This is a genomic window from Nonomuraea sp. NPDC001684, assembly GCF_053596515.1.
Map to the genome: position 1 here is coordinate 21,703 of NZ_JBSFGJ010000061.1, position 10,312 is coordinate 32,014.

At 73.0% G+C, this 10,312-nt stretch carries 11 protein-coding genes; 8 read left to right on the forward strand and 3 right to left on the reverse strand.

What is annotated here, in order from left to right; translation table 11 throughout:
• Positions 1 to 244 precede the first annotated feature (244 nt).
• Positions 245 to 2,158, forward strand: a complete 1,914-nt coding sequence (locus tag ACWCSD_RS14790; RefSeq protein WP_397158900.1) for a DEAD/DEAH box helicase — start codon at positions 245 to 247, stop codon at positions 2,156 to 2,158.
• A gap of 75 nt (positions 2,159 to 2,233) precedes the next feature.
• On the opposite strand, the gene ACWCSD_RS14795 is transcribed toward ACWCSD_RS14790, so the two are convergent.
• A complete protein-coding gene (locus tag ACWCSD_RS14795; protein ID WP_449915270.1) occupies positions 2,234 to 3,256 on the reverse strand; it encodes an aminotransferase class V-fold PLP-dependent enzyme in 1,023 nt (340 codons plus the stop codon).
• A gap of 150 nt (positions 3,257 to 3,406) precedes the next feature.
• Here ACWCSD_RS14795 and ACWCSD_RS14800 point away from each other — a divergent pair, with 150 nt between their 5' ends.
• From ACWCSD_RS14800 to ACWCSD_RS14825, 6 genes are all read left to right on the forward strand, one after another.
• Positions 3,407 to 3,670, forward strand: a complete 264-nt coding sequence (locus tag ACWCSD_RS14800) for a phosphoribosyl-ATP diphosphatase (protein WP_189652386.1) — start codon at positions 3,407 to 3,409, stop codon at positions 3,668 to 3,670.
• 58 nt (positions 3,671 to 3,728) lie between these two features.
• A complete protein-coding gene (gene hisG, locus ACWCSD_RS14805; RefSeq protein ID WP_352325534.1) occupies positions 3,729 to 4,574 on the forward strand; it encodes an ATP phosphoribosyltransferase in 846 nt (281 codons plus the stop codon).
• A gap of 70 nt (positions 4,575 to 4,644) precedes the next feature.
• On the forward strand, positions 4,645 to 5,529 hold the full coding sequence (locus tag ACWCSD_RS14810) for an ABC transporter ATP-binding protein (RefSeq protein ID WP_397158896.1): 885 nt from the start codon (positions 4,645 to 4,647) through the stop codon (positions 5,527 to 5,529).
• Complete coding sequence (locus tag ACWCSD_RS14815; protein WP_358300109.1) at positions 5,529 to 6,263, forward strand: ABC transporter permease; 735 nt, start codon at positions 5,529 to 5,531, stop codon at positions 6,261 to 6,263. The genes ACWCSD_RS14810 and ACWCSD_RS14815 overlap by 1 nt, the downstream gene beginning before the upstream one ends.
• Positions 6,260 to 7,393 (forward strand): sensor histidine kinase, encoded by a 1,134-nt coding sequence (locus ACWCSD_RS14820; protein WP_397158894.1) that lies wholly within the window; start codon positions 6,260 to 6,262, stop codon positions 7,391 to 7,393. The genes ACWCSD_RS14815 and ACWCSD_RS14820 overlap by 4 nt, the downstream gene beginning before the upstream one ends.
• A complete protein-coding gene (locus ACWCSD_RS14825) occupies positions 7,390 to 7,995 on the forward strand; it encodes a response regulator transcription factor (RefSeq protein WP_358300103.1) in 606 nt (201 codons plus the stop codon). The genes ACWCSD_RS14820 and ACWCSD_RS14825 overlap by 4 nt, the downstream gene beginning before the upstream one ends.
• A 61-nt stretch (positions 7,996 to 8,056) precedes the next feature.
• Here ACWCSD_RS14825 and ACWCSD_RS14830 read toward each other — a convergent pair whose 3' ends face one another.
• On the reverse strand, positions 8,057 to 9,082 hold the full coding sequence (locus ACWCSD_RS14830) for an EAL domain-containing protein (protein ID WP_397158892.1): 1,026 nt from the start codon (positions 9,080 to 9,082) through the stop codon (positions 8,057 to 8,059).
• A 119-nt stretch (positions 9,083 to 9,201) separates the two neighbouring features.
• On the opposite strand from ACWCSD_RS14830, the gene ACWCSD_RS14835 reads away from it, so the two are divergent.
• Positions 9,202 to 9,855, forward strand: coding sequence for an acVLRF1 family peptidyl-tRNA hydrolase (locus ACWCSD_RS14835; protein ID WP_358300097.1), 654 nt, complete (start codon positions 9,202 to 9,204; stop codon positions 9,853 to 9,855).
• A gap of 23 nt (positions 9,856 to 9,878) precedes the next feature.
• Here the strand turns inward: ACWCSD_RS14835 and ACWCSD_RS14840 are convergent.
• Positions 9,879 to 10,312: NmrA family NAD(P)-binding protein (locus ACWCSD_RS14840; RefSeq protein ID WP_449915274.1), on the reverse strand; the 434-nt coding region annotated here is incomplete at its 5' end.

Below are 10,312 nucleotides of genomic sequence, written 5' to 3' on the forward strand. Positions count from 1 at the left end.
AAGGTCCGTACCCAGCCAGGGAATATCCGATACCATCCCCGGCGTTGGCACCAGGTATACACCAGACGCCTCATCTCGCGTCATCGCGCCGCCTGCGGCCGGTGCCCCGGTGTATCCCCCCTGTGAAGTCCCGCCTCGATGGCGGGCGTAAATGCAACGTGTACGGCATCAGGCCGTATGTCCCGGCTCGTCCTTTCGCAGAAGTGACGCGCCACTTCGACTGAAAGGCACGAATTTCGTGACCATGCTTGACTCTGTCATGCCCGCGTTCGACGAGACCGCCCCCGAGACGGGCCCGTCGGAGTTCGAACTGCTCGGCCTTCCCAAGCCGCTCATCAGCGGTCTGGCCAAGCAGGGCATCGACAGCCCGTTCCCCATCCAGAGTGCGACGATCCCCGACGTGCTGGCCGGCCATGACGTCCTGGGCCGTGGCCAGACCGGCTCGGGCAAGACCCTGGCCTTCGGTTTGCCGACCATGGCTCGCATCGCGGGGGTGCGGCCCGCCGCCGGCCACCCGCGCGCGATGATCCTTGTGCCCACCCGTGAGCTGGCCCTTCAGGTGCACGACGCGCTCGAACCGCTCGGCCGCGGCCTCGGGCTGCGGATGAAGGTCGTCGTGGGCGGCATGTCCATGGGCAAGCAGATCGAGGCACTGCGCCGCGGCGTCGACATCGTGATCGCCACCCCGGGCCGCCTGGGCGACCTGATCCGGCAGGGCGAGTGCTCGCTGGCGCAGGTCGAGGTCTCCGTCCTCGACGAGGCCGACCACATGTGCGACCTCGGCTTCTTCCCCGTCGTCACCGAGCTGTTGGCCCAGACCCCGACCGACGGGCAGCGCCTGCTGTTCTCGGCCACCCTCGACGGCGACGTCGACAAGCTGGTGCGCCGCTTCCTCAAGGACCCGATCACCCACTCCGTGGCCCCGGCGACCTCGCCGGTCGACACCATGGAGCACCACGTGATGCAGGTCACGCGGGACGACAAGTTCGACGTCACGGCCGAGATCGCCAACCGCGAGGGCCGTACGATCATCTTCGTCCGCACCCAGCACGGCGTCGACCGGCTGTGCAAGCAGCTCGCCCGGGTCGGCATCAAGGCCGGCGGCCTGCACGGCGGCAAGCGCCAGAACCAGCGCACCCGCATCCTGGCCGAGTTCCGCGAGGGCTCGATCAACGTGCTGGTCTGCACCGACGTCGCGGCCCGCGGCATCCACGTCGACAACATCAGCCTGGTGCTGCACGTCGACCCGCCGCAGGACCACAAGAGCTACCTGCACCGCGGCGGCCGTACCGCCCGTGCGGGCGAGAAGGGCACCGTCGTCACCCTGGTGCTGCCCAACGAGCGCCGCTCGACCGACGCCCTGACCAGGCGCGCCGGCATCCACCCGTTCCGGCTCAAGGCCACCCCGGGGCACCCCCGGCTGGCCGAGGTGGCCGGGGCCAGGACGCCGAGCGGCGAGGCCATCCCCGTGTGGGAGCCCGACGTCCGCAAGCCGCTGCGCCCGCGCCGTGAGGGCGGTCACGGCGGCGCCGAGCGCCGGGGCGGGCGTCGTCCGCGCCGCGAGTTCGACGGCGAGCGCCGTCCGCGCCGGCACGAGGACGGCACCTTCGCCGGCGGCGACGACCGTCGTCCGCGCCGTCACGAGGAGTCCGGTGAGGACCGTCGTCCGCGCCGGCACGCCGAGGGCGAGCGGCCGTTCGGCGGCGGGCAGCGTCCGGCCGAGCCGCGCACGTTCGGCGACGACCGCAGGCGGGGCGACCGGCCGCGCGGCGGTTTCCGCTCCGACGACCGTCCCGCCCGTCAGGACGACCGCGGTGGTTTCCGTTCCGACGACCGTCCTGCCCGTCAGGACGACCGTGGTTTCCGTTCCGACGACCGTCCGGCGTTCCGCCAGGACGACCGCGGCTACCGGGCCGAGGCGCCCCGTGGCGGCGGGTACCGTGACGGCCAGCGTGGCGGCGGCGGTTTCCGCTCCGACGACCGCGGCCGCTTCGGCGCCGACCGTGGCCGCCCGTTCTCGGGCGACCGTGACCGGCCCGCCCGCTCCGACGAGCGCGCCCCCCGCGACGGCTTCCGCTCCGGCGGCGGCTTCCGTTCCGAGGAGCGCGGCAACGGCGGGTTCCGCCGCAACAACGGCGGCCGCCGCTTCGAGCGCTGACGCCGGCTGAACGACCGACTGCCCGTCGCACCTCCCGCAGGGGAGGCGCGGCGGGCTTCGTCGTTCCCGGGCGAGCTACGAGGTCAGGACGTCAAGAGCGCGGTCGACGTCGTCGACGGTGTTGTAGACGTGGAAGCCCGCGCGGACCCGGCCGGCGCGCACCGCGGCGCGGATGCCGGCCGCCGCCAGCCGCTCGCCCGGCGCCTCCACCGACACGATCGCCGAGTCGGACGGTTCCAGCCCCAGCCCGGCCCTGAACCGGTTGGCCAGCCCGACGTCGTGCTCGTGGACGCGCTGGGCGCCGATCTCGTTGAGCAGTTCGAGCGCGGGCGCCGCGCCGACGTAGCAGAACCAGGCCGGCGACAGGTCGAAGGCGCGGGCGTCGGAGGCCAGCCGCAGCGGCGGCCCGTAGTAGGAGCCGCCCGGATCGTCGCCGGCGTACCAGTTGGCCGCCAGCGGGCGCATCAGGGAGCGCACCCGTGGCGACAGGTACCCGAACGCGGCTCCGCGCGGGGCCATGAGCCACTTGTAGGCCGCGCACGCCAGCACGTCGATGCCGTCGGCCACCAGCACCGGCAGCCACCCGCACGCCTGGGAGCCGTCGGCGATGACCAGCGCGTCGTGGGCGCGGGCGGCGGCGACGACGTCGTGCAGCGGCGTCACGTAGCCGGTCGCCGACTGCACGAGGCTGAAGGCGACGGCGTCGGTCCGGCTCGTGACGGCGTCGGCCAGGCGCTCGGCGGGCACGGTCTCGACGTCGGCCGCCACCGCCCACGGGAACAGGTTGCTGGTGAACTCGATCTCCGGCACCAGCACCCGCGCCCCCGGCGGCAGCGCGGTCGCCACCGTGGACATGATCTGCGACACCGTAGAGCCGACCGTCACGTCGGCCGGCTCGGCGCCGACCAGGTGGGCGAAGGCCGTGCGGGCCCGGCCGACCGAGGCGTCCCAGGGCGCCCAGTCGCCGCTGCCGTGCCGCCACTCGGTGAGCACGGCCTGCAGCTCCTCGAAGGCCGGGCGGGGCGGAAGGCCGTACGAAGGGGTGTTGAGCCAGCCGGGGTCGGCGTCCCAGAGCTTGCCCACGGTCGTGATGTCCATGACCACCAGCCTAGAACGGCCCTCCGGAGACCAAGCGGCGCCCGGACGACGGGCAGGAAGCGGCCGTCTCGCGTGGCGGACTCCGGGCGGCGTCACCGTCGCGCGCAGACTAGGCTTGTCAGGCACGCCAACCGACCGACGAGAGAGACCATGAAGACCTTCGAAGAGCTGTTCGCCGAGCTGTCAGACAAGGCGCGTACCAGGCCCGCGGGCTCGGGCACCGTGGCCGCGCTCGACGCCGGCGTGCATGCCATCGGCAAGAAGGTCGTCGAGGAGGCCGCCGAGAGCTGGATGGCCGCCGAGCACGAGTCGAACGACAGGGCGGCGGAGGAGATCTCCCAGCTCCTCTACCACGTGCAGGTGCTCATGATCGCCAAGGGCATCGGGCTCGACGAGGTGTACAAGCATCTCTAGGGCGCCTCGCGCCCGCCCCGGCGTCCCATCGACCATGAGTGAGGAAGAAGACCCGAACATGCTGCGTCTGGCCGTACCGAACAAGGGCGCGCTCAGCGAAGCCGCCCAGAACATGCTCAAGGAGGCCGGCTACCGGTCCCGCAGGGACAGCAAGGAGCTCGTCGTCGTCGACGAGGACAACGGCTGCGAGCTGTTCTTCCTGCGTCCCCGCGACATCGCCGTCTACGTCGGGGAGGGCACCCTCGACCTCGGCATCACCGGCCGCGACATGCTGATCGACTCCGGCGCGCCGGTCGAGGAGATCATGCCGCTCGGCTTCGGCGGCTCCACCTTCCGCCTGGCCGCCAAGGCGGGCACGATGTCGTCGGTCAAAGACCTCGACGGGCAGCGCATCGCCACCTCCTACGCGGGGCTGCTCGACAAGTACCTGTCCGACCAGGGCGTCGACGCCCGTGTGATCAAGCTCGACGGCGCCGTCGAGACCGCGATCCGGCTCGGCGTGGCCGACGCGGTCGCCGACGTCGTGGAGACCGGCACCACGCTGCGCAACGTCGGCCTGGAGGTGTTCGGCGAGCCGATCATGCGCTCGGAGGGCGTGCTGATCAAGCGGCAGAGCGCGCCGGAGACGCCGGGCATGGGCCAGCTCGTCCGCCGCCTGCAGGGCGTCGTGCACGCCCGCGACTTCGTGATGATGGACTACGACATCCGCGCCGAGCGCATCGAGGAGGCCATCGCCCTCACGCCCGGCATGGAGGGGCCCACGGTCTCGCCGCTCCACCGCGAGGGCTGGGTCGCCGTCCGGGCCATGGTCCGGCGCAAGGGCCACCAGCAGGTGATGGACCAGCTCTGGGACATCGGCGCGCGGGCCATCCTGGTCACCGACATCTACGCCTGCCGCCTCTGACAAATGTCACCGTCAACCCCGGAAGGATCACACTAACGGGGGAAAAGCCGCGCCCGTAGCGTTTGCTGACATGAACGCCATCGTGTTCGACCAGGTCAGCAAGCGCTACGGGGACGTGCTTGCCGTCGACGACCTCTCGCTCGCCATCGAGCCGGGCAAGACCGTGGCCCTGCTCGGGCCCAACGGCGCGGGCAAGTCCACCTCGATCAACATGCTGCTCGGCCTGCTCCGTCCCACCAGCGGCACGATCACCATCCACGGCCGCACGCCCGACCACGCGGTGCGCTCCGGCGAGCTGGGCGCGATGCTCCAGAACGGCGCCCTCATCCCCGAGCTGTCGGTCAAGGAGCTCATCGACCTCGTCCGCCGGCTCTACCCCGACCCGCTGCCGCTGGCCGAGATCCTGAAGCTGGCCGACCTGTCGGACCTGGTCAAGCGGCGCGCGAACAAGCTGTCCGGCGGCCAGACCCAGCGCGTCAGGTTCGCCCTGGCCATCGCGGGCGCGCCGAAGATCCTGCTGCTCGACGAGCCGACCGCGGCCATGGACGTGGAGTCCAGGCTGCGGTTCTGGGCCAGCATGCACGACTACGCCGCCGGCGGCAGGACCGTGCTGTTCGCCACCCACTACCTGGAGGAGGCCGACGAGCACTCCGACCGGGTGATCGTCATCGCCCGCGGCCGGCTGGCCGCCGACGGCACCGCCGCCGAGATCAAGGCCGGCGTGGGCGGGCAGGTCGTCCGCTTCACGCTGGGCGACCAGCCCGCGGCCGGGCTCGACCGGCTGCCCGGCGTCACCGCCGTCGAGGTCGCGGCCGGCACCGCCACGCTGCACACCTCCGACCCCGACGCGACCGTGGCCGCCCTGTTCCGGGGCACCGAGCTCGACGTCAAGGGCCTTCAGCTCACCGGCGCCGACCTCGAAGACGCCTTCCTCGCGCTCACCAGGGAGTCCTGATGCTGTTCTACGCCAAGACCGAGGCGATGCGCATGCTGCGCAACCGGCGCTACATCATCTTCGTGGTCATCTTCCCGGTCGTGCTGTACCTGATCAACGCCAACATCTACGGCAAGCAGACCGACGGCGCCGGGGTGAGCTACAGCGTCGTGCTGATGGTCTCCATGGCCGCCTACGGGGCGCTGGCCTCGTCGATGATGAGCTCGGCGGTGCCGTGGGCGACCGAACGGCAGTCCGGCTGGCTGCGCCAGCTCCAGATCACCCCGCTGCCCAACTGGATGATCATCGCCACCAAGCTCGGCACCGCCATGCTGCTCGTGCTGCCCTCGCTGCTGCTGGTGGCCGTCGTCGGGGTCGTCCAGCAGGGCGTGTCGATGCCGGTCGGCCGGTGGGTGCCGCTGCTGCTGGCCATGTGGCTGGGGACGATCCCGTTCATCGCGCTGGGCCTGGCGATCGGGTCGCTGCTGACGGCCGACGCCGCGCAGCCGGCCGCGATGATCTGCATGTTCGTCCTGGCCATCGCGGGCGGCCTGTGGTTCCCGCCCGAGGTGTTCGGCGACACCATGCGGACCGTGGCCGACATCATGCCCTCCTACCACTACGCGAGCCTCGGATGGAGCATCGTCGCCGGGAACGGCGTCGCGCTGACCGACGTGCTGGTGGTCGGCGGATGGGCGGTCGTCCTGGGCGGGGCTGCCGCCTACCTGTACCGCCGGGCTACTGTTCGGGCATGAGTTTCGCCGACAAGCTGCACTTCGGTGACGGGCGGCCGTCGCCCAGGCGGCGGCTGCTCGGGATGTCCGTCGGCATGGTCTATCTCGTCTTCCCGATCGCCGAGATCGTCGCGGGCGGCGTCACGGGCGCCCGGGCGATCTGGGGGGCCGTGGCGCTGGTCGCGTTCATCGGCTGCTTCGTCGGCACGGTGATCAGCGCCAAGAGCTTCCACGAGCGCTCGCGCGCCACCTTCCCCCTGCTCGGCGTGACCGCGGTGATCGCGGTGGTCAGCGCGTTCGCCTTCGGCGGCGCCTGGCTCACGCTGCCGGTCTACACGGTCGTGCTCTACGGGTTCACCCTCCCGCCCGCCTGGGCGCTGGCCGGGGTGGGCGTGAACCTGGCGGTGGTGGTCTCGGCCGGGGTGCTGACCGGCGACGAGTTCGCCGGCGTCGTCGTCCTGGGGCTGCAGGTCGTCACGCTGGGCGTGTTGTTCATCAGCATCCGCAACAGCCGGGTGCTGACGCTGAGGCTGCACGAGGCGCAGGGCGAGGTGGCCAGGCTGGCGGCCACGGAGGAGCGCCTGCGCATCGCCCGCGACCTGCACGACCTGCTGGGCCACAGCCTGTCGCTGATCGTGCTCAAGAGCGAGCTGGCCGGGCGGCTGGCCGAGGAGTCGCCGCAGGTGCGGCAGGAGATCGCCGACATCGAGTCCGTGGCCAGGCAGGCGCTGGTGGAGGTGCGCGAGGCGGTCACCGGCTACCGGCAGCGCAGCCTGTCGGAGGAGATCGACGGCGCCCGCTCGGTGCTGCGCGCGGCGGGCGTGCGGGCCGAGGTGCGGGTGTCCGGCACGCCGCTGCCCGACCTGCTCGACGGGCTGTTCGGCTGGGCGGTGCGGGAGGGCGTCACCAACGTCGTACGGCACGCGCGGGCCGCCCGTTGCGAGATCCAGGTGACGTGCGACGGCGAACACGCCACCCTGGAGATCATGGACGACGGACGCGGCGGCGAGCCGCAGGGCACCGGCAGCGGGCTCGGCGGCCTGCGCGAACGGGTGACGGGCGCGGGCGGCACCATGGAGGCCGGCGGCGCGCCCAAGGGCGGGTTCCGGCTGCGGGTGCTGGTTCCGGTCGGAGTGGGGACGGCCGCGTGATCCGGGTGATGCTGGCCGAGGACCAGGGCATGATCCGCGGCGCGCTGGCCTCGCTGCTCGGCCTGGAGCCCGACATCGAGGTGGTCGGCGAGGCCGCCGACGGGAACGAGGCCGTCGCCGTCGCGGTCGCCGCGACCCCCGACATCGCGCTGCTCGACATCGAGATGCCCGGCAAGGACGGCCTGACCGCCGCCGCCGAGATCGCCGCCCGGGTGCCGGGCTGCCGGGTGATGATCCTGACCACGTTCGGGCGGCCCGGCTACCTGCGCACCGCGATGGAGGCGGGGGCGGTGGCGTTCCTGGTCAAGGACAGCCCGGCCAAGGATCTCGCGGCGGCCATCCGCCGGGTGCAGGCGGGGGAGCGGGTCATCGACCCGGGGCTTGCCGCGGCGGCGCTGAGCGCGGGGCCCAACCCGCTGTCGGCGCGCGAGCGCGACGTGCTGGCCGCCGCCGCCGACGGCTCCACGATCGGGGACATCGCCCGCCGCCTGCACCTGTCGGAGGGCACGGTGCGCAACTACCTGTCCTCGGCCATCCAGAAGACGCACGCGCGCAACCGCATCGAGGCCGTGCGGCGGGCCAAGGCCCAGGGCTGGGTCTAGCCGGGCGGGGTTTGGCGGGCGGGGTCTGGCCGGGCTGGGTCTGGCCGGGCCTGGCTGGATCTCAGGTCCGCATGGCGGCGATCTGGCGGATCAGGTCCGACACCCGGACGATGCCCAGGCAGCGGTTGAGCTCGTCGGTGACCACCAGGTCGTCGTAGATGCGGGCCGCGTCCCGGCCGGCTGCCTGCATGGCGGCGATGGCCGGGGTCGTCCTCGGGACCGTGCGCGGCGGGTCGGCCAGGCGCTGGGCGGGCTTGGCGCCGTGCAGGGCGTGCCCGTACCGGGCGGCGAAGGACAGCAGGAAGCGGCTGCGGTCGAGGCTGCCCTTGGGGCGCTGGTACTCGTCCACCAGGATCACGCTGGTGATCGTGGGCTCGTGCCCGAACGCCGCCACGACCTCCTCCGCCTTGGCCCCGGCCGGCAGCGTCACCGCCGGGACCAGCAGCTCCTGCACGCGCGGGCCGAGCATCAACGCGTCCGGCGACTCGTCGGCCACCGGGAGCGGCACCCGGATCTTGCCGTCGGGGCCGGGCGCCAGCAGCGGGCCGTGGGCCAGGCGCACGCCCAGGCCGCGGGCCACCGCCACCTGCCCCTCGCGCTCGACGCCAGGGGCCAGCACGTGCGCGCCGATCCCGCGGGCCAGCGTCACCACCGCGCGCGCCACCGCCGCCGCCCGGTGGTCGCCGGGCAACCTGGTCACCAGCTCCTCGTCCAGCGCCAGCAGGTACGGCGCGGAGTCGGTGACGACGTCCAGCGCCGGGCCGCCCGCGCCCACGTCGGCGAAGCCCAGCAGGTAGCCGATCGTGCGCAGCCCGTCGAGGCTGACCTTCAGCAGGCGGCGGTCCTGCTCCTGGCACGTTCCGGTGAGCATCAGGATCGCCTCACGAGGATGCCTGCCCGCCCGCCGCAGGGCCTCGTGGAGCGGCGCCAGCGCCCCGGCGCCCGAGAGCACCACGTGCAGGGGCAGCGGCAGCACCATGGGCAGCGGAGCCGCCCGGAGAACGCCCGCCGGGTCGACGACGGCGGGCTGCGCGATGACGGCCCCGTTGTCGAGATCCACTACAGGGCTGGTGAGCAGGGAGGACACGTTCAGATGATCCGACCGGCACGGTTTCGGCAGAAGCCCCCCGAAACGAAGTTCACCGACATTTCCGCTATAGTTCCCCCCTTCTCGTGAAGGGAATGTCGTTCGGTTACCCTTCCCACATGAGCGCGCGTCCGGCCAGAGGCGGCGGCCGCTGGGTCACGGTGCCGCCCGAGCGCGTGCACCCCTGGATCGACGGGTTCGCCGGCCGCCACGGCCCCTTCGAGGCCGCCGGTGACGACCGCGTGGTCCGCCTGACCGCCGCCGACGGCGCGCTGGCCGAGCTGCACGTGCCGTTCCCGCCCATGACCCCCGGCCCGCCGCACGTGACCAGGCTGGTCGCGCACGCGCAGGCCGCGCGGCGGGTGGGCGTGCTGCTGGTCCGGCTCGGCGGTTACGCGGCCGGCGTGTTCCACGGCGCCGAGCTGCTGGACTCCAAGGTCGGCTCCCGGCTGGTGCAGGGGCGTACGGCGGCCGGCGGGTGGTCGCAGCAGCGCTTCGCCAGGAGGCGGCAGAAGCAGGCGGCCCAGGCCTTCGACAGCGCGGCGGAGACGGCGGCGCGGGTGCTCGTGCCGCGGCTCGGCGAGCTGGAGGCGGTGGTGCTCGGCGGCGACCGGCGGGCGGTCGACGCGCTGCGCGGCGACCGGCGGCTCGCGCCGGTGTTCGCGCTGGAGAGCGAGCCGTTCCTGGTGGTGCCCGACCCGAGGCTCGCGGTCCTGCGCGACGCGCCCGCCCGGTTCCGGGCCGTCCGGATCCGGGTGGTCGACCCGTCCTGAGCCCTGAGGGTTCGTTCAGGCGGTCAGGACGCCGGGAGGAAGGCGTCGGCGTGGTCGGCGACGAAGGCGGCCAGGGTGCGGGGCGGGCGGCCGGTGACGTCCTCGACGGTCGTGGTGATCTCCGCCCAGCCGGTCCGGCTCAGCGTCGCCTGCGTGGTGGCCAGCTCGGTGGCGAACGGCTCCGGGATCCCCTGCCCGGCCAGCCGCGCGGCCATCTCGGGCACCGGCAGGTCCACGTAGGACACGGGACGCCCCAGCACGCGGGTCATCGTCGCCGCGATCTCCTCGTGGGTGGGCGACTCGGGGCCGGTCAGCAGGTACGAGCCCGACGCGCCCACCGGCCGGGTCAGCAGGGCGGCGGCCACCGCGGCGATGTCCCTGGCGTCGATGTAGTTCATCCCGCCAGCGCCCCAGGAGCCGTGGAAGCGGTCGCCGCGCACCTCGCCGAGCAGGTTCT

Bases quoted from the DNA above. Each gene is read 5' to 3' on its own strand.
- ACWCSD_RS14795 (WP_449915270.1), bottom strand. From the start codon at position 3,256: ATGGACATCACGACCGTGGGCAAGCTCTGGGACGCCGACCCCGGCTGG.
- ACWCSD_RS14810 (WP_397158896.1), top strand. From the start codon at position 4,645: ATGAACGCCATCGTGTTCGACCAGGTCAGCAAGCGCTACGGGGACGTG.
- ACWCSD_RS14835 (WP_358300097.1), top strand. From the start codon at position 9,202: ATGAGCGCGCGTCCGGCCAGAGGCGGCGGCCGCTGGGTCACGGTGCCG.
- hisG (WP_352325534.1), top strand. From the start codon at position 3,729: ATGCTGCGTCTGGCCGTACCGAACAAGGGCGCGCTCAGCGAAGCCGCC.
- ACWCSD_RS14815 (WP_358300109.1), top strand. From the start codon at position 5,529: ATGCTGTTCTACGCCAAGACCGAGGCGATGCGCATGCTGCGCAACCGG.
- ACWCSD_RS14820 (WP_397158894.1), top strand. From the start codon at position 6,260: ATGAGTTTCGCCGACAAGCTGCACTTCGGTGACGGGCGGCCGTCGCCC.
- ACWCSD_RS14790 (WP_397158900.1), top strand. From the start codon at position 245: ATGCTTGACTCTGTCATGCCCGCGTTCGACGAGACCGCCCCCGAGACG.
- ACWCSD_RS14800 (WP_189652386.1), top strand. From the start codon at position 3,407: ATGAAGACCTTCGAAGAGCTGTTCGCCGAGCTGTCAGACAAGGCGCGT.